General features: G+C 44.5%; 23 protein-coding genes, 1 tRNA gene and 2 pseudogenes. 3 read left to right on the top strand and 23 right to left on the bottom strand.

Features of this window, described 5'->3' with window-relative positions; all coding sequences use genetic code 11:
* Positions 1–158 precede the first annotated feature (158 nt).
* From ACEYCN_RS07915 to ACEYCN_RS07950, 8 genes are all read right to left on the bottom strand, one after another.
* Entirely contained in the window at positions 159–857 is a 699-nt protein-coding gene (locus ACEYCN_RS07915; protein WP_373713744.1) for an HAD family hydrolase, read from the bottom strand.
* Between the two features lie 21 nt (positions 858–878).
* Positions 879–1,787, bottom strand: coding sequence for a type II restriction endonuclease (locus ACEYCN_RS07920; RefSeq protein WP_373713745.1), 909 nt, complete (start codon positions 1,785–1,787; stop codon positions 879–881).
* 80 nt (positions 1,788–1,867) lie between these two features.
* On the bottom strand, positions 1,868–2,401 hold the full coding sequence (locus tag ACEYCN_RS07925) for a DNA adenine methylase (protein ID WP_373713746.1): 534 nt from the start codon (positions 2,399–2,401) through the stop codon (positions 1,868–1,870).
* Positions 2,398–3,195: a site-specific DNA-methyltransferase gene (locus tag ACEYCN_RS07930; protein ID WP_373713747.1), complete on the bottom strand. Its 798-nt coding sequence runs from the start codon at positions 3,193–3,195 to the stop codon at positions 2,398–2,400. The genes ACEYCN_RS07925 and ACEYCN_RS07930 overlap by 4 nt, the downstream gene beginning before the upstream one ends.
* Positions 3,188–4,009, bottom strand: a complete 822-nt coding sequence (locus ACEYCN_RS07935; protein WP_373713748.1) for a DNA adenine methylase — start codon at positions 4,007–4,009, stop codon at positions 3,188–3,190. The genes ACEYCN_RS07930 and ACEYCN_RS07935 overlap by 8 nt, the downstream gene beginning before the upstream one ends.
* Before the next feature lie 80 nt (positions 4,010–4,089).
* Entirely contained in the window at positions 4,090–5,832 is a 1,743-nt protein-coding gene (locus ACEYCN_RS07940) for an ABC transporter ATP-binding protein (protein WP_373713749.1), read from the bottom strand.
* Between the two features lies 1 nt (position 5,833).
* Entirely contained in the window at positions 5,834–7,561 is a 1,728-nt protein-coding gene (locus ACEYCN_RS07945) for an ABC transporter ATP-binding protein (protein WP_373713750.1), read from the bottom strand.
* A gap of 496 nt (positions 7,562–8,057) precedes the next feature.
* Positions 8,058–8,130: transfer RNA gene (locus ACEYCN_RS07950), tRNA-Thr, on the bottom strand.
* Between the two features lie 143 nt (positions 8,131–8,273).
* Between ACEYCN_RS07950 and ald the strand changes: the two genes are divergently transcribed.
* Positions 8,274–9,386 (top strand): alanine dehydrogenase, encoded by a 1,113-nt coding sequence (ald, locus tag ACEYCN_RS07955; RefSeq protein WP_373713751.1) that lies wholly within the window; start codon positions 8,274–8,276, stop codon positions 9,384–9,386.
* Between the two features lie 39 nt (positions 9,387–9,425).
* Here ald and ACEYCN_RS07960 read toward each other — a convergent pair whose 3' ends face one another.
* From ACEYCN_RS07960 to ACEYCN_RS07985, 6 genes and pseudogenes are all read right to left on the bottom strand, one after another.
* Complete coding sequence (locus tag ACEYCN_RS07960) at positions 9,426–10,937, bottom strand: phosphomannomutase/phosphoglucomutase (RefSeq protein ID WP_373713752.1); 1,512 nt, start codon at positions 10,935–10,937, stop codon at positions 9,426–9,428.
* A gap of 81 nt (positions 10,938–11,018) precedes the next feature.
* Positions 11,019–11,337: pseudogene (locus ACEYCN_RS07965) on the bottom strand (TfoX/Sxy family protein).
* Positions 11,338–11,364: 27 nt separating this feature from the next.
* Positions 11,365–11,940: a uracil-DNA glycosylase family protein gene (locus ACEYCN_RS07970; protein ID WP_373713753.1), complete on the bottom strand. Its 576-nt coding sequence runs from the start codon at positions 11,938–11,940 to the stop codon at positions 11,365–11,367.
* Positions 11,941–11,980: 40 nt separating this feature from the next.
* On the bottom strand, positions 11,981–12,946 hold the full coding sequence (locus tag ACEYCN_RS07975; RefSeq protein ID WP_373713754.1) for a PhoH family protein: 966 nt from the start codon (positions 12,944–12,946) through the stop codon (positions 11,981–11,983).
* 102 nt (positions 12,947–13,048) lie between these two features.
* A complete protein-coding gene (locus ACEYCN_RS07980; RefSeq protein ID WP_373713755.1) occupies positions 13,049–13,495 on the bottom strand; it encodes a MarR family winged helix-turn-helix transcriptional regulator in 447 nt (148 codons plus the stop codon).
* Between the two features lie 266 nt (positions 13,496–13,761).
* Positions 13,762–14,361, bottom strand: a complete 600-nt coding sequence (locus tag ACEYCN_RS07985) for a TetR/AcrR family transcriptional regulator (RefSeq protein WP_373713756.1) — start codon at positions 14,359–14,361, stop codon at positions 13,762–13,764.
* A gap of 139 nt (positions 14,362–14,500) precedes the next feature.
* On the opposite strand from ACEYCN_RS07985, the gene ACEYCN_RS07990 reads away from it, so the two are divergent.
* On the top strand, positions 14,501–15,124 hold the full coding sequence (locus ACEYCN_RS07990; RefSeq protein ID WP_373713757.1) for an isoprenylcysteine carboxylmethyltransferase family protein: 624 nt from the start codon (positions 14,501–14,503) through the stop codon (positions 15,122–15,124).
* A gap of 2 nt (positions 15,125–15,126) precedes the next feature.
* Positions 15,127–15,582, top strand: a pseudogene (locus ACEYCN_RS07995) (class I SAM-dependent methyltransferase); the annotation flags it as partial.
* Between the two features lie 109 nt (positions 15,583–15,691).
* On the opposite strand, the gene ACEYCN_RS08000 reads toward ACEYCN_RS07995, so the two are convergent.
* The 9 genes from ACEYCN_RS08000 to rplK all read right to left on the bottom strand — a co-directional run.
* Positions 15,692–15,907: a YozE family protein gene (locus ACEYCN_RS08000; protein ID WP_373713766.1), complete on the bottom strand. Its 216-nt coding sequence runs from the start codon at positions 15,905–15,907 to the stop codon at positions 15,692–15,694.
* Between the two features lie 4 nt (positions 15,908–15,911).
* Positions 15,912–16,370 (bottom strand): DUF1801 domain-containing protein, encoded by a 459-nt coding sequence (locus ACEYCN_RS08005; protein ID WP_373713758.1) that lies wholly within the window; start codon positions 16,368–16,370, stop codon positions 15,912–15,914.
* A 9-nt stretch (positions 16,371–16,379) separates the two neighbouring features.
* Positions 16,380–16,883: a hypothetical protein gene (locus ACEYCN_RS08010; RefSeq protein WP_373713759.1), complete on the bottom strand. Its 504-nt coding sequence runs from the start codon at positions 16,881–16,883 to the stop codon at positions 16,380–16,382.
* 22 nt (positions 16,884–16,905) lie between these two features.
* Entirely contained in the window at positions 16,906–17,763 is an 858-nt protein-coding gene (cvfB, locus tag ACEYCN_RS08015; protein ID WP_373713760.1) for an RNA-binding virulence regulatory protein CvfB, read from the bottom strand.
* Positions 17,764–17,852: 89 nt separating this feature from the next.
* A complete protein-coding gene (gene frr / locus ACEYCN_RS08020; RefSeq protein WP_373713761.1) occupies positions 17,853–18,410 on the bottom strand; it encodes a ribosome recycling factor in 558 nt (185 codons plus the stop codon).
* A 15-nt stretch (positions 18,411–18,425) separates the two neighbouring features.
* Complete coding sequence (gene pyrH, locus ACEYCN_RS08025) at positions 18,426–19,154, bottom strand: UMP kinase (protein WP_373713762.1); 729 nt, start codon at positions 19,152–19,154, stop codon at positions 18,426–18,428.
* A 106-nt stretch (positions 19,155–19,260) separates the two neighbouring features.
* Entirely contained in the window at positions 19,261–20,895 is a 1,635-nt protein-coding gene (locus ACEYCN_RS08030; RefSeq protein ID WP_373713763.1) for an oligosaccharide flippase family protein, read from the bottom strand.
* Positions 20,896–21,019: 124 nt separating this feature from the next.
* A complete protein-coding gene (rplA, locus tag ACEYCN_RS08035; RefSeq protein ID WP_373713764.1) occupies positions 21,020–21,709 on the bottom strand; it encodes a 50S ribosomal protein L1 in 690 nt (229 codons plus the stop codon).
* A gap of 99 nt (positions 21,710–21,808) precedes the next feature.
* A partial coding sequence (gene rplK, locus ACEYCN_RS08040) for a 50S ribosomal protein L11 (RefSeq protein ID WP_373713765.1) occupies positions 21,809–22,190 on the bottom strand: 382 nt, incomplete at its 5' end.

Here is a 22,190-nt window from a genome sequence, read left to right on the forward strand (position 1 = left end):
AAACTGTTTTGACAAGGTCTTGATAGACTGGCCACTTTGACGTAGTTCATAGATTTTGATTTTATCTTCATAGCTCAATTTCATAAAAATAACACCCCAAAAGTTAGATTTTGTCTGTCTAACTTTTGGGGTACGGTTCAAATTTCCTTGACTCTTTTTCATATTTGAGCTTTCAACCAGTCTTGAAGCGCCTGAAAATCCTTGACTGTGTCATCTGGGCTGACAAAGCTATTGTCCACCTTACGCCCACGATGGTTATACCAGACAGCTTTCCAGCCTGCTGCCTTGGCTCCGACCACATCATTTTCAAAAGAATCTCCCACATAGCAGATGTCTTCTGGTGGTAAATTGAGCCGCTTTTCCATGAGCCTAAAAATCCCCTCAGCAGGCTTGGTCATACCAACCTGACCAGAGATAATGGTCAACTCTTCCGGAATCCAATCATGGAGGCCTAAGGCCTGAATCTTCTTGAGCTGATGAAGATGAGGGCCGTTTGTAATCAAGCCCAGGGCCAAACCCTTTTCCTGACAAAAGGAAAAGACTTGCTGACTGCCCGCCGTCAAGTCCAAATGCCCCTGCTGGTAGGCATAGGCTTCCTGGATGGCATAGGCCTCTTCATTGGAAATTCTCAGCCCTCTGTCCGAAAAGGCCGCCTTCATCCGATAGGTATGCATGTCCCTCATGGACAAAACACCCTTAACCGAATCCTCAAACACCTCATCCGCCCGGTAGCGAAAAGCCAGATAGAGAGCCTCCAACTCCCCCTCCTCCAAGTCCATAAACTGACCAACCGCCCGCTCAAAAGGCTGAAGCTGATTATACAAGGTATCGTCCAAATCAAAAATAACTGCTTTCATAGGGATATTGTAGCATAAGTCTCACCGAAACAATTCAAACAAAAATCCCTGCTTTAACATTTCTAAGTTAAATACATTTGGAATATGTCCAAAAGCTTCTGACAAAGGAAGATGAGCTGTCTTCCAACCTTGTCCATCAGTCACCCAAACAAATTCAACATCATCTGGAGAAGCCACTACAAACTGGCTTAATTCCGTAAATTCGCCAGCAACGGCTTTTAACTTACTGCCACCGCCACCGTAATAGTTTGTTTCAATAAGCCATAGTTTGTGTCTATGTTTAGAAAAAACGGCCACATCAAATCGACGCTCTGACTTATCTACTGGAACTGTGATGCCCCAATTCTCCTTAATAAAAGGAGCAGTTGCTTGTGCTTTGTATTCCAAGGACAATTCTTGACAAATTTTAGCCACATGACGCTCCAGAATACCTTCCATCGTGGTTCCACTACGATTCTTTCGAGCGTTACTGTCTAACCCTGCTTCAACGCCGTAAACGTAGTCAACCAAGGAACGATTCGCTTTGCTTTGCAGGAAATCCAATAATCCCGCTTGTTCAACAAAATCAACATAATCTTGAATTCTGAGAGTATCAATTTTAGTAAAATTAAGTTGATCAAAAGACATTTCATCTTGGTCATTGATAGACAAAATATCCAAAATCTTATCACGACTAGCAATCAAAGTTGGAATAACTCTCAACAATTCTGGTTGTTTTGAAAATAACCTAAGTGCCTCATCATAAATATTCGTTTTCCCAATCAAATAGTTAAGCGTATGAAGTTCAAGTTCAAATTGTTTTGTTTCCCGCTCAACCTTTTCCCAGTTGACATAATATTCAGGTGTACGATTTGTCACGGAAAGCGTTGATAGAAAGATTGCTAATCGGTCTTCGGCTGATGAATCTATATAAATTCTAAAATTTAACATCAATATTCCTCTTGTTATTAAGGCTATGAAAAAACTATAAACGGTATTGTTAATTTATTTTGAAAAGTTAACTGTTAAAATTACGGTTTAGGAACGATTCCCCAAGTCATGCTGCGACCAGAGTAATTCCAATATCGAATATCTTGTTCTATAAAAAGCCATTTTATTGTTTTAAGAATATGATCAACAGGTAATCCTGAATCAAATTGGATTCTGGTCATTTCAATATCTTCCACATTTTGACAATGAAATATTTGCTCCAATAATGAATACAATTTCTTATATTTCTGAGGAGACTCTAGTCTTTTTTGAAGTAGATCATTTTCTAAATCTTCATGTTTTGGATAATTTCTTTTTCTCTTGTCCTCAGGTGCATAGTTCATATTCTCAACACAAACTAAGAAATCAAAACCGTTATGGAGATTTGCTGGCCTTTGAAGATATACTCTGTTTCCATCGCTTAATGTTTCAACATAGTATTTATATCTAGATGCCTTATCATCTTTTCCAGATCCAGGTAATTCTTGGGAAAATCGCTCAACAATCCTCATTCTTACCTCATTTCTAGTACCTTCGTTTGAAAAATTGGTTGTAATTTCAATATATTTAGTCATCTAACATCCTCCAATCTTATTTTAGCTATCTTTAAATAATCTCGCTCAGCATCTATTCCAATAAATTTTCTTCCGAGCCGTTTGGCCACAACACCAGTTGTTCCACTACCAACAAATGGGTCTAATATGTAATCCCCTTCTTTAGTTGAAGCTAGAATGATTCTCTCTAGAAGATATTCAGGTTTTTGGGTCGGATGTTTACCTGCCCACTTTTCTGATTTTGACGTTAACCCACCGGTCCACACATCTTTCATTTGCTTCCCGTTATTGATTTCTTTCATCAGTTCATAATTGTAGTAATGCCGTGCCTTTTTGTCGTCTTTTCTGGCCCATAAAATTGTTTCAGTAGAATGAGTGAAATAGCGACAGGATAGGTTCGGGGCAGGATTTGTTTTTTGCCAAGTAATATTATTTAATATTTTGAAACCTTCCTGCTCTAATGCCATTCCGACAGAGTATATATTATGAAAACTGCCTGAAATCCAGATTGTACCATTTGGCTTTAATACTTTTTTTGCTAATCGAATCCAACTACGATTAAATTCATGTTTCTCTTCTAAGCCATTAACTTTATCCCATTCACCTTTATTAACAGAAACAACCTTTCCACCTGAATTGGAAAAACCACCATTACTTAAAAAGTACGGTGGGTCTGCAAAAATCATATCCATACTTTCAGGTTTCATTTTTTCCAAAAACTCAAAAGTATCTGCATGAACTAAAATTGATTTATTTTTATGATAGTATGGTTTTGTCATTAAAACACCCCCATACTTATATTCGCAATTAGTCATAGTTTGTCACAATAATTTCTGTAATTATTCCTCTGCTATCATTGGTTGCACCATTGGTTCGCATTGTTTCAACATAATGGATGTTAAAATCTTGATATAGTTCTATTGCCAAATCACTTGAAGAGTTTGAAAGCATGACTTGAACTCCTCTATTAGTCAAATCAATGAAGGTATCTCGCAGGCGAACCTGATCTTCATACGAAAATCCCTCGTGAGTATAGGAGGTAAAAGAACTTGTCTCGGTCAAAGGAATATAGGGAGGATCAAAGTAGACAAAATCACCTTCATCAGCACCGTCTACTGCTTGTTGAAAATCTTCATTTAAAATTTGAATGTTGTTTTCGTTCAAATACTCTGAAAGTTCATGAATTAAATCAACATCAACTATTTTGGGGTTTCGATATCTGCCATAGGGAACATTAAATTGATTTTTTGCATTCACTCTATACAATCCATTAAAATTCACCCTTAACATATATATTAATCTGGCCGCTCTTTCAACATTTGTCATGTTGATGATTCTCTCGTCCCGATCTGCCGACCTAATATTGAGATAATAGTCCTTGCTATTATTTCTTTCGTGCTCACGCAATAAATCAAGTAGCTCTACCGGACTTTCTTGGATTTGTCGATAAGCATTGATAAGTTCAGAATTAAAATCGTTAATAACGGCATTCTCTGGGGCAAGTTCGAAAAAAAGTGCCCCACCACCAACAAAGGGTTCATAATATGTATTATAATGTTCTGGCATCAGCGCCAATAATTGAGGTAGAAGTTTTCGCTTCCCGCCTGTCCATTTAGTAAAAGGTTTCATTCTTTCATTATATCAAAATTTCTCATCTTAAACAGAAATTACATTTTAAAGTATCAAAAAGCGGTTCTACGAACTTCCCCTCACACCTTCTGCTGGATTTTCTGCATTTCAGCGTAGCGTCCATCCAGCTGCATGAGTTGGTCGTGGGTGCCTTGTTCGATGATTTGGCCGGCATCTAGGACCAGGATTTGGTCAGCATTTTGAATGGTGGAGAGGCGGTGGGCGATGATAAAGGTGGTCCGGCCCTCCTTGACCACTTCCATGGCCCTTTGGATGATTTCCTCTGTCTCCGTGTCAATATGGGAGGTGGCTTCATCCAAAATCAGGATTTTTGGATTGGCTATCAAGGTTCTGGCAAAGGCGATCAGTTGCCGCTCCCCACTGGAGAAGGCCGCTCCCTTTTCAACAACAGGCTCATCGATTCCTTTATCTAGCCTAGCCAACATGTCACCAGCTCCCACTTTTTCCAGGGCAGCGATGATTTCTTCTGGACCATAGTCTTCCTTGTCCATCGCGACATTGGAGGTGATGGTTCCTGTGAAAAGATAGGGGTCTTGAAGGACAATCCCCATCTGACTGCGGACACTCTCCCGTGAAAACTGAGAAATATCCTGGCCATCAATGCTGATTTTCCCCTCTTGGGGGTCATAAAAGCGATAGAGCAGGTTCATGATAGAAGATTTCCCAGAACCAGTGTGCCCCACCAGAGCCACGGTTTCCCCCTGTTTGGCATGGATGGAGATATTTTTAAGGACCCGGTTTTTCCCGTCATAGGCAAAACTAACCTGGTCAAAATCCACCACACCAGCCGTCACCTGGAGTTCCGCTTGGGCATCTGCTTCCTGTTCTTCGTCTAACAATTCCAAGAGCCTCCGCCCTGTGGCCTGGGACCGCTGAATATTGGGCAGCTGCCGCACCAGCATCCCCAGCAAGTCAAAAAGGGTGGTCACATAATTGATATAGAGGAAGAGGCGACCGGCTGTCACATCCCTATTTCCAGCTAAAAATTGATAACCGATAAAGGCCAGAATACTGGCAATAACCGAGTATTTGAGCAATTCTGTCAAGGTCCACGAAGCAGCCGAGTCTACCAAGACAATCCGGTCATCCGCTGCCCGCATCTGACCAGCCACCTGATCAAACTGCTGGAGAACACTTTCCTCCTGATGGTAGAGCTGGATAATGCTGGAACCATTCATGGTCTCATTGACCAGGGTATTAACCTCACTTCTGGCATCGTAAAAGTCCTTCATGGGCTTGTCTGTCGCCTTCTTGTAGAGGACTTGCAGGCCGTAAAAGAGAGGCATCAGCAAGAGCAAAGCCAGCCCCACCTTCCAGTCAAGCGTCATCAGAACGGCATAGATAAAGACGACCTGAACCAGGGTAATGAAGACCTGTGACAAAAGGGTATTGTAAAACTGATTGCGCAAGGTTTCCGTGTCATTGACAATGCGGGTCGCAATCTTACCGGCCGGCTTGTCGTCAAAGTAGGAAATGGGCAGGCGCTGCATAACAGCATAGGCCCGGTTGCGCAAGTTAGTCGCCACCTGATTAGCACAGGCCATGAGGACCCGAAAGGAACCGTAGCGCAAGAGTCCAGCCAGGGCCAGCAGACCGATAAAGATAGACAATTTGGTCAAAAAATCGCCTTGGTCCAAGACCAGTCCCTTGGACACATCTGTCAAATTCTGGTCAATCAGATGTTGTAAGATGAGGGGGGCTAGCTGAGCACCGGCCGTGGCCAACAAGAGGAGGACCAGGCCTGCTACAAAAAGATCCTTGACATGCTTGATTTCTTTCACCAATGATAAAATAACAGACATCTTATTCCTCCTCTCCTTGAGCTTGTTGCCGCTGGTATTGTTGATAGTACCAGCCTTCCTGGGCCAGTAATTGGTCTGGGGTCCCTTCCTCGATGATGCGGCCCTCATCCAAGACCAGGACCCAATCGGCATGGTGGACTGCTGACAGACGATGGGTCACGATGATGTTGGTTTTTCCAGCGCGTTCCTGCTGGATATTTTGGATAATCTGGCGCTCGGTTCTAGCATCGACGGCCGACAGAGAATCATCCAATATCAGGAGTTCAGGCTCTCTGATAAAAGCACGCGCAATAGAAATCCGCTGCTTTTGCCCACCAGAAATGGAAACTCCCCGCTCGCCAATGGTCGTATCTAGGCCATCTGCCATCCGCTCCACATCCTCTTCAAAGGCCGCCGTCGAAATAGCCTGCTTTATCTCTTCCTGATCGGCTTGGACCTTGCCCATGGCAATATTTTCCCAAACCGTCCGTGAAAAGAGGACATGTTCCTGTGGGACATAGCCAATCAAGGCTTCCAGGGATTTACGAGAATAGTCTGTAATCGGCCGACCGTTGATGGTGAATGTCCCTTCACCAACTGGGTATTGGCGCAGGAATTGCCGGACCAAGCTGGTCTTACCTGCCCCTGTCTTGCCGACAAGCCCCAGGGTCTGACCTGCTTTCAAGGTCAGGCTGATATGCTTCAAACTAGGCTGGGAAGCCTGAGCATAAGAGAAGCTGTAATCTTCCAGACGAATCTCTCGCAGATGGTCCAAGTCCTTTCTGCCATCTTCTTCCATATCATCCCCAGTCTCAATCAGTTCTTGGAGCTTACCGAAGGAAGTCTTCCCGGTCTGATAGACCAGGATAAAGTCAGACAGCATGGCAAAGGGCTCCACCAGGGAAACAACATAGAGCTGGAGGGCCACCACTTGGCCGAGACTAACCTGGCCAGTCTCCATGAAGTAAAGGCCCGACCCCAAAATCAGGACCGTACTCAGCCCCAGCATGAGGCTATACATGGGCATGTAAAGGGCACGATAGCGGGCAATATCGTTCCAGCGAGCGGACAAGGCCGCAGTCTTCTTAGCAAAACGACTAGACAGTTGGTCCTTCTTGCTATAAGCCCGAATCACTCGGATCCCTTCCACCGTTTCCAGAACCTCATTGCTGAGCTCCGAAATGGCATCCCTAGCCTCATCCACCTTGGTTTCCAAGGGTTGAGACACCTTGTAGGTCCCGAAGGTCATGATGACAATCGGAATCATCCCCACCAGAGAAATCTCCCAAGAAATCAGAAACATAACTGGAATCACAAAAGCAATCATGCCACCCGCATAAAGGATGATCATGAGCCCATAGCCCACCATATCCTGGAGCATTTCCACATCCGTTGAAAACCGGGTCATCATATCGCCCGAACGGAATTTTTCATAGAAAGGTGTCCGCATGGCCACCAGCTTATGAAAGGCCCGCTGCTGCATATCAAACTTAAAATGAATGGACTGCTGAAAAAGCTTGAGATGCCAGATAAAGGCCGACCCGTAATTGACCAGGGTGGCCAAAATCAGAAAGCCAATCGTCGAAAACAACCCTGCTTCCGTCAAACTCTGCTTGGTAATGGCATCCACCAAACGCTGCACCACCTGGGTGGGAATAACCAGCGTGGCATCATAAACAATCAGACTGACCGCCACCAGGAGATAAGTCCATCTATTCTTTCTAACATAATCTAAAACTAGTGCAAACAAAATATTCCTCTTTCTCTCTCGCAAAAAAGCACACAAAAAAGCCCACAGTCTACCTACTCCTTACCATGGGCTTCCAATTACATCATTTATCGTATCAGAAAAACAACTAATCCGGCTGCTTAGAAAGGAGACAAGCAAAAAATAAAACAGATGATACCACAGTTTTGTTCATGATATAACATTCTCCTTTCATTAAGATACAAAGGCATGAGCGACACACAGCAAAAATATGCGGTAAGTCAGAAATCTCTGATTTCGTTGACGCACCCACGCCAAGATGACTAGGTTTCTCACAGTCCGCAAGGACGGAGAGAAGTCAGACATCTACGGCGAAAGATGGACGAAATATTCCCGCAAATGAGAAAGCTCATCATTTTTGCACAGCTCGTAGGCCATGTTCATTTCTATTACCATTGTCTATTCTATCACAAAATACTTTCATGTCAAGGCATTTTTGAAAAAGAAAAAAATCCTGCCAAAGCAGGATTAAATGATATGCTAGTTGCCGGGATCGAACCGGCGACCTCATCCTTACCATGGATGCGCTCTGCCTACTGAGCTAAACCAGCAATACCATATAATTGTACCATATCATTTGCATTTGTCAATCATTTTTTCTTAAGAAAATTGAAATTTGTCCTCCTAGTCTCTACTTGCAATTTTTAGTCATTTTTTTTAGAATAGAAACAGAAAAGAAAGTCGAGGTAAGCCTATGATTATTGGTATTCCAAAAGAAATTAAAAACCACGAAAACCGTGTTGCCCTGACACCAGCTGGTGTTTATGCTTTGGTTCAGGCTGGACACACTGTCCTGATTGAAACCAATGCTGGTTTGGGATCTGGTTTTCTAGATGCTGACTACCAAGAGCAAGGAGCGCAGATTGTAGCCACTGCCCAAGAAGCCTGGTCTGCCCAAATGGTGGTCAAGGTTAAGGAACCTCTTGAAGCAGAATATGGCTTCTTAAGAGAAGACCTCCTGCTCTTTACCTACCTGCATATGGCACCTGCACCAGCTCTAGCTGATGCCATGCTGGCTGCAAAAACCACAGGCATCGCCTATGAAACAGTCCGCAATCAATATGGTCAACTTCCCCTCCTGATTCCAATGAGCGAAGTTGCTGGCCGGATGGCGGTCCAAATCGGTGCCCACTTCTTGACCAAACAAGAAGGCGGTTCAGGTGTCCTCCTCGGGGGCGTTCCAGGAGTACCAAAAGGCAATATCGCTATTATTGGGGGAGGGGTCGTTGGAACCCAGGCAGCCCGTGTGGCCCTTGGTCTTGGAGCAAAGGTGACCATCCTGGATATCTCAGCCAAGCGTTTGGCCGACCTAGAAGACATCTTTGGCAACCAAATCCAAACCCTCATGTCCAATCCCTTCAACATTGCGCAAGCGGTCAAGGAAGCTGACTTGGTGGTTGGAGCCGTCCTCATCCCAGGAGCCAAGGCACCAAAATTGGTCACCGATGAAATGGTTCAAGCCATGCGTCCAGGTTCCGTCATTGTAGACGTGGCGGTCGATCAGGGTGGAGTTATTGCCACTGCCGACAAGGTGACCACCCATGATGAGCCTGTCTATGAGAAATACGGTGTCCTCCACTACGCTGTGGCTAACATCCCAGGCGCTGTCGCACGAACTTCTACCCTAGCCCTGACCAATGTCACCCTCCCTTACATCCTCGATTTGGCCAACAAAGGCTTTAAGAAAGCCATCCAGGATGACGATGGTCTCCTGCAAGGTGTCACAACCTACAAGGGACAGATTACCAACCAGCCTGTCGCCCAAGGACTGGGGAAAGAATACCAAGACATCTTGGAAATGATTTGATGATACAGAAGAAGCAACCAAAATCGGCTGCTTCTTTTTCTATTTTTTAAGGAGTTCTAACAACTTGTCCTGATTGACATCTGGGTAGTTGGAGAGGAAGGTATGCAAGGTCTCGAGAACCGCAGGCATAAAGTTTGGCAGGTCATTCTCAATCTGCAATACCAAGAGGGGCTCATGGAGACTGAGACGAAGCAGGAACCAGCCCCGACCAAATGGTTCTGACAGGATGAAGCGGATGCCCTCCTCATTCTCCGGATTAAAGGACCAGCCGGTAACGGGATAGTCTTTCAAGCCTGCAATGACTTGGCGACCAAGGGCCTTGAAATCCTCTCTTTCCAGTTTGAAGCGGACCTCCTGGGTCTCGACTGGCTGTTTCAAGTCAGCAATTAAATCATCTACTTTTTGGCCTTTTTGGGCTAATTGTGGCAGTAACATAAGGATTTTTGCAGCTGCATAGGTTCCATCATCCAGGAAATAATTTTCCTTGAAGGCCGCATGGCCACTGGTTTCAATAGCCAGCTGGCAATCCACACCTGCTTCATTAGCAGCGATGGCCCGGTTGATGACATTGCGGTAGCCTGAAATGTAACGGATTTGTTTGCCGCCCAATTTTTCAATAAAGTCCTTGAGGTGGTCAGAGGTTGGGGAATTGGTTACAATGCTGGTTCCTGGATGCTCCGCCAGCACGATTTTGCTGAGGATGGCAATCAGGTTGTTGCGGTTGAGTATCTCTCCCTTGCTGGTCACCACTGCTGCCCGGTCCACATCCGTATCAAAAATGATGCCCAAATCTGCCTGGTTGGCCAAGACAGCTGCCTGAATGCTGGCCATAGCTTCCTTATTGTCGGGATTTGGAATGTGATTGGGGAAGGTTCCGTCCGGATCCAAAAATTGTGAGCCACTGGTATCTGCTCCCAGCACTTCCAGAACCTCACTGGCAAAGAAACCTCCAGCTCCATTCCCAGCATCCACAATAATCTTCATTCCCGCCAGAGGTTTTTCATCTGCTAGTCCAGAACCTTGGCGGATTTTTCCAACCAAGTCAGCTGAGTAAGGAGTGATAATATCTGATGACGTCAATGAACCAATCTTCCCGTTTGAGCTTGGACTGGTTTTCTCTAAAATGAAGTCGATATCCTCATGCTCCGCCCCGCCTTTTTGGCTAAAAATCTTGATACCATTGAAGTAATATGGCAGGTGACTGGCTGTAATCATAATCCCAGCATGGCAGGAAAACTCTTCATACTGAGTGGCCATAAACATAGCTGGAGTTGTTGCCAACCCGAAATCAATGACCTTGACCCCTTGGGTGACCAGGGCTTCCATCAAGGTCAGGGCCAAGAGCGGGCCACTGAGGCGGCTGTCCCGTCCCACACCAATGGTCAAATCCCCAGCCTGATAGGCATCTTCATGGTCTTGGCGCAACCAGTTGACCAAACCTGAAGCGATTTGTTTGACCGCATCTTCTGTCAAATTGACCGCTAACTCATCTGTAGCAATGGCGATACCCCGAATATCTGAGCCATTTTGTAACTTTGCCAAATCTGTCATAAGGACCTCCCTTGAACTTTCATTTTTACCAACATTTTAGCATAAGTTTTTTCGTATGGGAAAAATCTTAGTGCCTTCAGTCTATTTTTTTCTTGTCATTGGCGCTAGCAGTTGGTTATACATGTTCATCAATAAATCTGCCAAAAATTCCCGATCATCCAGCTCCCCCCACTAAAATCATATCTTTAGCCCCCTCATAAGGCAACTCATAATGAGGCTGAGAAATTCTGTCCAGCACCGCTTGCACGGGTTTTAACAAAAAACGATTACCGTAAATGCCACCTACAACCTTACCATGATAGTATAGGATGTGCTTCCCCATCATAGCGCGATAGGTCACCCCATCCAAGCCCGATAACTGTTCTAATACAAAATCCAAATATACCTTACTTGATACCACTTGCTTCCTCCTATCTGCATTCAAACTCTATCCTGCCAAAATCCTAGCAATCTCTGCCTGCAAAACAGGTACCACCTCCTCTTCAAACCAAGGATTCTTTGCTAACCATAGTTGGTTACGAGGAGAGGGATGGACAAGTGGAAAATACTTGGGCAAATATTCCTGAAAATGCTTGACCGTCTCCGTCAAGTTTTTCTGCATCTGTTGCCCCAAATAATAGTTTTGCGCATAGGAGCCCACTAACAAAAAGAGCTCTACCTGTAGCAGTTTTTCAAGTAAGACCGGATGCCATTTTTTTGCAAAATCCTTACGTGGGGGCAAATCACCCGACTTTCCCTTTCCAGGATAGTAAAAATCCATAGGTAAGACCGCAAAAAGTCCAGAGTCATAAAAAGTTTGCCGTTCCACTCCCATCCAATCTCTCAAGCGCTCTCCACTGCGGTCATTCCAAAAAAGACGAGTCTCCTGAGCAACCAGTCCTGGCGCCTGACCGACAATGACTATTTTAGCTGTCTTCGGTGCAGAAAACAAGGGTTCAATTCCACCTAGACTATACTGCTGATTCTCAGGATCTTGCATGATGGCTTGGGTCACTTCATCCATTCTTGTTCCCTTCTTCTTAAAAAGCCCCTAACGGAGCTACTTATTCTATATCTTGCTCCCGTTCGTAGGCATTGATAATTTCAGCAACGACTGGATGGCGAACCACATCCTTGGCAGACAGATAGACAAAGTCAATCTGCTTGATATGCTGTAATTTTTCGATGGCATCAATAAGGCCTGATTTGACATTTCTTGGCAGGTCAATCTGGCTGATATCCCCATTGACAATCATCTTGGAATTAAAGCCCAAACGTGTCAAGAACATCTTCATCTGCATAATAGTGGTATTTTGCGCTTCATCTAAGATGACGAAGGCATCATCTAGTGTTCTGCCCCGCATATAGGCTAAGGGAGCAATCTCAATGATTTCCCGCTCCATAAGGCGAGTCGTCTGCTCCTTGCCTAAAATTTGGAAGAGGGCATCATAGACAGGACGAAGATAAGGGTCCACCTTTTCCTTGAGGTCTCCCGGCAAAAAGCCTAAACTTTCTCCAGCCTCGACCGCAGGTCTGGTTAGGATAATTCGCTTGACCTGCCCACGCTTGAGAGCTGTCACGGCTAGGGTCACGGCTAAGAAGGTCTTTCCTGTTCCCGCTGGACCGATACCAAAAACCACATCATGGTGCTTGACGCTGTCCACATAAACTTTTTGACCCAGCGTTTTGACCCGGATCGGTTTTCCAGAGTTGTCCTTGATAATTTCTTCTTCATAAAGGGCTACGAACTTATCAATGGTGCCGTTTTGAGCCATGGAAAGAGCCGTCACCACATCGGAAGTGTTGACCACCATGCCTCGACCGACAAGGACCAGAAGAGCTTGAAGGGCTAGACGAGCCACTTCAACAGCCTCCTCATTGTCCCCTAAAATCTGCACGCGCTCAGTCCGCGCATGGATAATAACCCCCAAATTTTCTTCAATTAGGCGCAGATGGCGCTCATTGGAGCCAAAGAGGGCTACCACATCATCAGGATGGTGTAGGGTGATTTCAACAGAATAGTCTTGCAAATAGAGGACCTCATACTTTCATTGGATTAGCTTCATTATAGCTTATTTGCAACAAAAAATCACGCAAAGCGTGATGAAAATACTTATTCTCAGTAGGTCAACTTAGCTTCCTACTCGGTAGCTTTCGATAAGCTCCTTGAAGGTTTCCGTGAAAATCTGTGTCGCTTCCAAAAATGCCTTTTGCTGTTCCTTGGTCAAGGCTGACATAGCTTTAGCCTCAAAAACATTCAGAGGTTCCACCAGAGCAGCAATCTCTTTTGCGCCAAGCTCGGTCATTCGAATCAATTTTCTGCGCTTATCATTTGGAATAGCTTCCAGATAGAGCCAACCCTTCCTCATGTGATTTTTGACGATGGACTGAATGACCTGCTTGCTGGAATAGGTCCGCTTGCAAATAAATTCCTGAGTAATCCCTTCTGGATTGTTGTAAATCCATGTGAAAACAAGGAGGAATTTGCTATTAATTCCATGCTGACGAGCATAATGTTCAACCAGTGAAAACTGCTCATCTCTCAAACCTGCATATTTTTTTGCCTTCTTTTTTTGCATTTTCTAAACTCCTTTTTTCAATTGATTGTGCGCAATATACATTACTTAGTTTTTACTTTAACAAGCGAGTATTACAAGAATATGTAAAATAGATTACCCTTATGTTGGACTTGGATAACAGTTTTAAGGCGAAAAAGAGTGAATCCTGAAAAAACGTGATTTTTACTGACTTTCGATTTGAGGCCTCAAATTTTCTAAAGTCCACCAATTTACCTTCTCACCACAATAAAAATTTTAGAAAACATAAAATTTTCGTATTTTTTCTATTACAAGGGATCGTTGTGAAGGAAGGCAAAGGAACCCTTTGGAGCTGATAAGACTTTTTCCAAAAAATCAGCTAGGGCCACTAACTTTTTTTCAAAATCCTTCTTTGACCAAGCAAAAAGTCCTTGATCAAAGACAAAACAGAGATCTGCTAGGATGATTTCAGCAACTTCCTGAGGGAAGGAGGTGGTAAAGACTCCCTCTTCTATTCCTTGCTCGATAATCGAAGTGACAATGGGGGTCAGCCTGGTCAGCAGAAAAACCAAGGACTGCTGATGGCTGTAGGCATTTTGGGATTCGTGCAGGTAATGATCCAGCGAATGCTCCACCGACGAAGTATAATAACTCTTAAAAAGCAGAGCTAGCTTAGGAAGGGCTGAAAGTTCCGCATGCTCGATGGTCACCTGACAATGTTCAATCACCTGACCATAACTGCGCTCCACCAAGGCGTCCATGATTTCTTCCTTGGATGAAAAATAATAATAGATTCCACCCTTGGCTATACCAGCCTGCTTGGCAATATCGCTGATGGTACAGGAGGCTCCCTTATCTGCTCGAATTAAGTCCAACAAGGCATCTAAAATCAGTGTTCGCTTGTCCATGTTTTTCTCCTTTTTCTAATCTGATTATAGCATATTTTCAACGAAACACAAAAACATTTGACCAACGGTCAAAAACATGCTATACTCTAATTGAAAAAAGTTGACCGATGGTCAAAATTTGCAAAAGGAGGTCATTACCATGCAAGACACAGCCTTATCTCATTACGGAAACTGGTTTGGAGTTATCCTCTGGATACTCATTTACAGTCTCTTCCTACTCTTTATTCCCTTTTACAAAAAAAGCCAGAGAAAGCCAGCCACAGCTTATATGGCCTTCATCCTAGCCTATGCTCTCGAAATGTTTGGCATCCCCATGAGCATGTACATCATCAGCTGGATGTTGGGACGCAACCTGCCTGATGGCATCCTCTGGGGCCACACCTTAAATGCCTATATCGGACATAGCGGCATGTATATCTGTATTGTCTTAAATATTATTGGCGGTATCATTATCATCCTGGGTTGGAAACAAATTTATCAGGACTACTGGCGCCACAAAGAAGGACAAGGCAAGCTGGTTACCGGTGGCATCTATAAATACATCCGCCATCCACAGTACACAGGCTTTTTACTCATGACCCTGGGCATGCTCTTTGAGTGGGCCACTCTGCCTCTTCTCATCATGTACCCCATCCTAGTTATCCTCTACCTTCGCTTAGCCAAGAAAGAAGAAGCCGATATGCTGGCCGAATTTGGCGATGCCTACCATCAATACATGAAGGTCACCAATCGCTTTCTGCCCAACTTTTGGAAAAGAGGCTAGCTATGAAACACGAGCCTTCTAAAAGAGAAATTGCCCTCACAAAATTTTTTCTCCATACTCCAGCTAAGACCATCTACCGCTCCTTTGCTGATTCCATCAGCTTGCAAGGGCATGAGAAGGTCCTAGATTTTGGCAGTGGCTATGGAACTGTGGCAAAATGGATTGCCCCCAAATTAACAAGCGGCCAGCTAACCTGTGCAGATATTTCTAGCATTTGGCAGGTAGAGTGCCGAAATCATCTGGCCAAGTATAAAAATATCACCTATTTCAACGATGACATTTATCACCTTGATCCCTCAGAGCAGTTTGATATCATATATGCCCACTTCGTCCTTCACGACCTTCCCTATCCTGAGTTGGAAAAAGTCATCCCCCATCTGATCAAACTTCTCAAAAACGGAGGAAAAGTCTATATTCGTGAGCCAGTCAGCGACAGGAAAAAATTCCATACCATCTGTGAACTCCTGCTCCAACAAAAGTTACAGGTTCTCCAAACAAACCAACATCTGATTCCTCTGATGGGAACATCCTTTGATATCCACTATCAAAAAAGAGCATTGAATCACTTCAATGCCCCACATACTCCTCCCAAATCCGATCAAACTGCCCCAGGTCGAAGGAGAAACTGGCCCCATCTTCCAAGTATCGGCTCACCTCATCAAAATCATCTGTATGTTTTGGAAAGCTTAAATCCTCAAAAGCCAAATCGGCCAAAATAGCAACAGGCTCATTGGATTTGGGATTGCGCTGAGTCATCAGCCAAGCATAAAAACTTCTTCTCATTTTCTTACTTTCTAACATGCTGTTTTTCGTAGAGCTCAATATAGCGCTCCATGGTCATCTTCCCGACCAAGTCGCCAATCAAGGCGTAGGGAATATGCTTGGAATTTTTCATGCGGATGCAGGACTTGCCCATATCCAGCTTGGTGGGTACCTGCTTTTGGTATTCCTTGGCGAACCAAGTCGCTAATTCCTCATCCATATAGAGTCCCATATGGTAGAGGGCAATATGATTTTTTTGAGAAGCCAAGGCCAGAAAAGGCAGGGGTTCACCTGGAGTACAATGATAGCCAGCAGGATAGGCGGACAGGGGAACATAGTAGTTGATCATGCCACCCATTACTCCGACCTCAAAACCAGATGGCAGCTGATTCAGAATCTCCTGATGCAGCCGCTCCACTGCTTCCTTGCGCTGGTCTGGCAAGGCAGCCAGATAGTCTTCAAAAGTGCCTACTTCGATTAGCATATCGCTCCTTCATTGTTTAGTTAAAAAGTACAAGACTTGATAGAGTAGACCTACAAGAGGACAAACTATCAAGGGCCAGAGCAATAGGTGTTCTGGCAGGCCCAGATGAAGCATCCAGCTCTCGGTCTGCCAGGCTGGACAGTCTTCTGTTCCAGGAATCATCAGCCGAGGAAGGTTTTTCTGACGAAAGAGCCAATCCAGACCAATCAGATCACCCAAGTTGACCAAAAACATCTGCCAATAGCCGGTTATAAAAAGCGGAAGAAAGCCTCTAATAGGCAGAAAAGCTGTCGTTACCAAGCCTATACCAACTGTCAACAGGTAGATCCACAGCAACCTCCATCTGATAGTCTTTCGCTGATCAACAGTAGCCTGAGGAGCAAGTTCTTGGATTGGTTTGGGCAGCATAGAGACTACCGCCCTTGGATAAGCCAGCCAGAGCTTGGCCACTGCCCCATTAAACAACAGACTCATCACGAGGCCGACCATGGTCACTTGAAGCCATAAAGTCATTGCCAACCTCCCATCTGAACCCTTATCCGATTAGTTCTGTTCCCAGTTCATCTTGCTTGATTTTCTTGGCCTTCATCAGCCCACCTAGGGCTTTTTTGAATTGCCCCTTAGAAATACCAAAAGTGGCCTTGATGTCTTCTGGAGCAGACTTGTCATTGAGGGTCATAAAGCCTCCATTGCTCTCCAGATAGGTTAATATCATCTGGGCATCATTTTCCAGCATCTCAAAGGAACGGGGTTTCAAAGATAGGTTAAGTGTTCGATCCACCGCACGGTAGCCAATGACACGGGCTATCACTTCTTGGCCCAAACGCGGCTCCGCATAGCGCTCACTGGGATGAATGAAGCCTAGCATATTATTGTCTGGCAGATAGACAAAGGTGCCATTCAGTTTCAAACGATAGACAATGGCCCGCAATTCCTGGTTCTGCATGTTGTCATAGGCAGGACCAGCCAGCTTCTGGAAATCCTCCGGAAAGGCAGGGGAAGCCCAGATACGATCCTTTTTATCCACATGGTAGCGGACATAGAGTTGGTCCCCTTTTTTCGGCCAAAGTTCCTTTAGTTCTGGCAAAATATCCAGTGAAACCACCACTTCCTTATCTGGAAGGCCCGTGTCCAAAAAGACACCTAGGTCTTTCCGAACTTCAGTAACAATCCCCCAGCCAAAATCAGTCTGAGTTGCGCTAACAGGCTTGGTGGTCAGGCGCAGGCGCTGCTTCATGTCCGAATAGGCAAAACCTGTGACAGCCTGACCCAGTTGGAATGCCCCCTCTTCCTTTGAGAGAGCAAAGGTCTGACCATCCTTTTGCACAAAATAAAAATCCTCATTTTCATCTGTCACCAAACCAGTGACAAAGGTTGCTAGTAATGTATTCATATACTTCTTTCTAAAAGAAAGCCAACCCACATCTGGATTGACTCACTATTTCTAATGGATTGAAAAAGCATGGGACTCTTCCTGCCAACTTATACGGCCAAGAGTTCTTTTTCTTTTTCAGCTGTCATATTATCGATGGTTTTGATGGCATCATCCGTTACTTTTTGAATATCTTTTTCAAGTGTCTTCAATTCATCTTCAGTGATTTCCTTAGCTTTTTCAGCCTTTTTAGCCTCGTCCATAGCATCGCGGCGGATATTGCGGATGGCAATCTTAGAATTTTCACCCACTTTTTTCACTTCCTTGGCCAGACTCTTACGGGTCTCCTCTGTCAAGGCTGGAATCACTAAGCGAATCACCGTACCATCTGACTGTGGTGTCAAACCAAGGTCAGATGCATTGAGGGCCCGCTCGATGTCTTTCAAGATAGACTTATCAAAGGGAGTAATCAAGAGGACACGAGCTTCAGGAATAGTAATACCTGCCAACTGATTCAGTGGCGTCGGAGCTCCATAGTATTCTACTGAGATGCGGTCTAACAAGCTAGCATTGGCGCGGCCAGCACGGATGTTGCCAAATTCACGGGCCAAACTTTGATGCGAATGAGCCATACGTTCTTGAGCTTTTGCAATAATTTCTTTTGTCATAGGATTTCCTTCTTCTTATTTTTCTTCCTTGTTGGAAACCGTTGTTCCGATTGGTTCCCCAAATACCACGCGCTTGATATTTCCTGGCTCGTTCATATTGAAGACAACCAGATCGATATCATTATCCATGGAAATCGTTGATGCAGTCGCATCCATGATTTTGAGACCACGATGGATGACTTCACGGTGGGTCAATTCATTAAATTTCACCGCATTGGCATCCTTTTTCGGATCCGCATTGTAGACCCCATCAACACCATTTTTTGCCATAAGGATGGCATCCGCTTCGATTTCAGCTGCACGAAGGGCTGCTGTGGTGTCTGTCGAGAAGTATGGGGACCCGATTCCCGCACCGAAGATGACGATACGATTTTTTTCCAAATGACGAAGGGCCCGTCCACGGATGTAGGGTTCTGCCACATTCTGCATTGGAATAGCGGTTTGTACTCGCGTATCTACGCCATATTGCTGCAAACTGTCTGCCATAACAAGAGCATTCATGACCGTACCCAACATACCAGTGTAGTCTGCCTGGACACGATCCATGCCGGCTGCAGCGGCTGGCTCTCCCCGCCAGAGATTGCCACCACCGATAACTAATGCGATTTGGATACCGGAATCATGGACTTCTGCGATTTCCTTGGCCATGGTTTGTACTGTCGGCAAATCGATTCCCGTGCCACGCTCACCGGCTAAGGCTTCGCCAGACAATTTAATGAGAATACGTTCGTATTTTGGTTTCATCTTGCTATCATACTCCTCTTTTTTATCCTTATTATTCTACCATAAAATCTCATTTTTAAATAGTATTATCTCTATCAAAAAAGAAAAACCTGTTTCCAGGTTTTCATTAAGATATCCGTAATTTTCGTCTAAGAGCATCTGCCTTTGCCCCAATCAGCTTATCCAACTGGCGGGTCTGGAGAGTCAAGTAAGCATAAATCAATACGCCGACAGAACCAGCCAAGATAAGGTGGATAAGACTGGCCATTCGACCGACTGGAGGCAGCACCTGACTGAGTCCCACTTCAAGTGCAAAGACAGCAATTCCCATCATAAGGGCCAGGATAGTAATTCCCATCATATTTTTCTTAACAGCAGTCTTATTGATTCCTACAACTTTATCCACACGGCGGAAAATCAAGGCGTTGGAGACAAAGAGTCCAGCCGCAGTTGATAAGAGTGGTCCGTAGGCGTGGAAGAAATAGATAAAAGGAAAATGTAGGATGATTTTAACCACCAAACCGGTGATGAAAAAGACGATACCCTTGCGATTTTCAAAAATCCCCTGGATGATGACTCCAAAGAGAGTATACAGTCCCTGCAGTGAGATTAGCAGCAAATTCGCCCTAAACAAACCAATAGCCGCCGCCTCAGATGCCCCGTAAAAGACCACATAGAGGGGCCGCGCTAGGATAAAAGTACCCACGATTGCTGGAATAATCACAATGGAGAGCATGCGGATATTATCTGTAATCAGATTTGAAGTTCCTTTGATGTCTTTTTTGACAAAGGACTCTGTAATCATGGGAATGGCCACACTGCCGATAGAACCCGCAACCCCAATGATGACCATGGTAATCTTACTTGGATTGGAAATCATGTAAGAATAATCTACCAAAAGTTCTTGTTTTGTGAAGTTAGTAATGGCCTCCATAAAGTTTACGAAGGTGATTTGGTCTACAAACTGATAAAGCTGGATAGCAGATCCAATGACAATCAAAGGGATGGCTTCTTTGACGGTTTCCACAATCAAGGCCTTCAAATCGATTGAAATGGCTGATTCTGGCTTCTTCAGAACTCGGACAATATAACCACCCTTTTGCAAGGCAAAGAGCAAGACAGCAATACTGGCAATCATTCCGACAAAGGCACCGAAGGTCGATTGGACAACAGCTTGCAAATAATCTCCTGAGCCCAGTTTCATAATGAAGAACGTTGCACCCCAGATCCAAATCACGCGGGCAATCTGCTCTAGGATTTGACTGATGGCATAGGGCTTCATATTGTTGTGGCCTTGGAAAAAACCACGCATGATGCTCATGGCTGGGAAGATGAGGATTGGTGGTACCAAGCTATACATAATCGGAGTCAGTTGTTCCTTAGAACCTGACATGGCGGCTAGAATAGGCGAAAAGAGGTACATGAAGGCGGCGAAGACGAGCCCCAACAGCAACATGAGTTTGAAAAACTCTCTGACCAGATAATAGGAAATATCTTGCCGATCTAGGGCATTGTATTTGGCGATTTGCTTGGCCATGGCCGTTGGCAGTCCAACTGTTGAAATGAGCAAAAAAGTAGCATATACTTGATAGCCCATATTAAAGAGAGCATTGGCTTCATTCCGATGTTCTCCCATCCAAATGAACCAGGGAATAACATAGATAATCCCCAACAATCGGCTGATAAAGTTTCCAGCTGTCAGCCAGGCCATACCCCGGACCATGGTTTCCTGCTGGTGGCTTTGCTTACTATTTTCTGACATCTTTTTCTCTTTCATTTTTACTAGTCTGAATTCTCATTATAAACTTTTCTAGGGTACTTGTAAAACCAAAACCTTGTTCGACTCGACAAAAAAACACAGCCTTAGCCATGTTTTTTCATGTTTATTAAAGTGAGTTAGGATCAACTTTGATACCGACACCTTGAGTGGTGGTGATGGTTACAGAAGTCATGTAAGTACCCTTAGCAGTAGCTGGCTTTGCTTTTGCCATCACATCATGGAAGGCTTTGAAGTTTTCAACCAACTTATCAGCTTCGAAGGAAACTTTACCGATGATTGCTTGTACGATACCTGCTTTATCAGCACGGTAAGTAATTTTACCGCCTTTAGACTCTTCAACTGCCTTAGCAACATCCATAGTTACGGTACCAGTTTTAGGGTTTGGCATCAAGTTACGTGGACCAAGCACGCGACCAAGACGACCAACAAGGGCCATCATGTCTGGCGTTGCGATAACAACATCAAAGTCCAACCAACCACCATTGATTTTAGCAACAAGGTCATCTTCACCTACAAAGTCTGCACCAGCAGCTTTAGCTTCTTCAGCTTTAGCGCCACGAGCAAAGACCAAGACACGTGAAGTTTTACCAGTACCGTTTGGCAATACCATTGCACCACGGATTTGTTGGTCTGCTTTACGAACATCAATGTTCAAGTTGTAAGCAACCTCAACAGTTGCGTCAAATTTTGCAAAGTTTAATTCTTTTGAAAGTGCTACAGCTTCTTCTACACTGTAGGCTTTAGTGCTGTCGATTTTCTCAAGAGCAGCACGTAATTGTTTGCCTTTTTTAGCCATGTTAATATTCTCCTTGTAATGTGGTTAAATCGAGATCATCTCCCACGTCACCCATCGAGAACCGATGAAGTCTGCGGGTAATCGGAAATCCCTTACTGATTAGTCAGTAACAGTGAATCCCATAGAACGAGCAGTACCTTCGATCATACGCATAGCAGACTCAAGGTTTGCAGCGTTTAAATCTGGCATCTTAGTTTCAGCGATTTGTTGTACTTGCGCACGTGTCACTGTTGCAACTTTAGCAGAGTTAGGTGTGCCTGATCCTTTTTCAACACCTGCAGCTTTTTTCAACAAAACAGCAGCTGGCGGTGTCTTACAGATGAAGTCAAATGATTTATCTTCATACACAGAGATAACAACTGGGATGATCATGCCAGCTTGGTCAGCTGTACGAGCGTTGAACTCTTTGGTGAATCCCATGATATTGATACCTGCTTGACCAAGTGCTGGACCAACCGGTGGAGCTGGAGTAGCTTTACCT

Origin of the sequence: Streptococcus sp., from assembly GCF_041802885.1 — a bacterium.
GTDB lineage: Bacteria > Bacillota > Bacilli > Lactobacillales > Streptococcaceae > Streptococcus.

Excerpts from the sequence above, each read along its gene's own strand:
- ACEYCN_RS07970 (WP_373713753.1), bottom strand. The coding sequence starts at position 11,940 with ATGGATGAAGTGACCCAAGCCATCATGCAAGATCCTGAGAATCAGCAG.
- ACEYCN_RS08030 (WP_373713763.1), bottom strand. The coding sequence starts at position 20,895 with ATGTCAGAAAATAGTAAGCAAAGCCACCAGCAGGAAACCATGGTCCGG.
- rplA (WP_373713764.1), bottom strand. The coding sequence starts at position 21,709 with ATGGCTAAAAAAGGCAAACAATTACGTGCTGCTCTTGAGAAAATCGAC.
- ACEYCN_RS07960 (WP_373713752.1), bottom strand. The coding sequence starts at position 10,937 with ATGACAGATTTGGCAAAGTTACAAAATGGCTCAGATATTCGGGGTATC.
- ACEYCN_RS07915 (WP_373713744.1), bottom strand. The coding sequence starts at position 857 with ATGAAAGCAGTTATTTTTGATTTGGACGATACCTTGTATAATCAGCTT.
- frr (WP_373713761.1), bottom strand. The coding sequence starts at position 18,410 with ATGACAAAAGAAATTATTGCAAAAGCTCAAGAACGTATGGCTCATTCG.
- ACEYCN_RS07930 (WP_373713747.1), bottom strand. The coding sequence starts at position 3,195 with ATGACTAATTGCGAATATAAGTATGGGGGTGTTTTAATGACAAAACCA.
- cvfB (WP_373713760.1), bottom strand. The coding sequence starts at position 17,763 with ATGAATACATTACTAGCAACCTTTGTCACTGGTTTGGTGACAGATGAA.
- ACEYCN_RS07980 (WP_373713755.1), bottom strand. The coding sequence starts at position 13,495 with ATGCAAAAAAAGAAGGCAAAAAAATATGCAGGTTTGAGAGATGAGCAG.
- ACEYCN_RS07990 (WP_373713757.1), top strand. The coding sequence starts at position 14,501 with ATGCAAGACACAGCCTTATCTCATTACGGAAACTGGTTTGGAGTTATC.
- ACEYCN_RS08005 (WP_373713758.1), bottom strand. The coding sequence starts at position 16,370 with ATGCTAATCGAAGTAGGCACTTTTGAAGACTATCTGGCTGCCTTGCCA.
- ACEYCN_RS07940 (WP_373713749.1), bottom strand. The coding sequence starts at position 5,832 with ATGTCTGTTATTTTATCATTGGTGAAAGAAATCAAGCATGTCAAGGAT.
- ACEYCN_RS07935 (WP_373713748.1), bottom strand. The coding sequence starts at position 4,009 with ATGAAACCTTTTACTAAATGGACAGGCGGGAAGCGAAAACTTCTACCT.
- ACEYCN_RS08000 (WP_373713766.1), bottom strand. The coding sequence starts at position 15,907 with ATGAGAAGAAGTTTTTATGCTTGGCTGATGACTCAGCGCAATCCCAAA.
- ald (WP_373713751.1), top strand. The coding sequence starts at position 8,274 with ATGATTATTGGTATTCCAAAAGAAATTAAAAACCACGAAAACCGTGTT.
- ACEYCN_RS07925 (WP_373713746.1), bottom strand. The coding sequence starts at position 2,401 with ATGACTAAATATATTGAAATTACAACCAATTTTTCAAACGAAGGTACT.
- ACEYCN_RS08010 (WP_373713759.1), bottom strand. The coding sequence starts at position 16,883 with ATGACTTTATGGCTTCAAGTGACCATGGTCGGCCTCGTGATGAGTCTG.
- pyrH (WP_373713762.1), bottom strand. The coding sequence starts at position 19,154 with ATGAAACCAAAATACGAACGTATTCTCATTAAATTGTCTGGCGAAGCC.
- ACEYCN_RS07920 (WP_373713745.1), bottom strand. The coding sequence starts at position 1,787 with ATGTTAAATTTTAGAATTTATATAGATTCATCAGCCGAAGACCGATTA.
- ACEYCN_RS07985 (WP_373713756.1), bottom strand. The coding sequence starts at position 14,361 with ATGGACAAGCGAACACTGATTTTAGATGCCTTGTTGGACTTAATTCGA.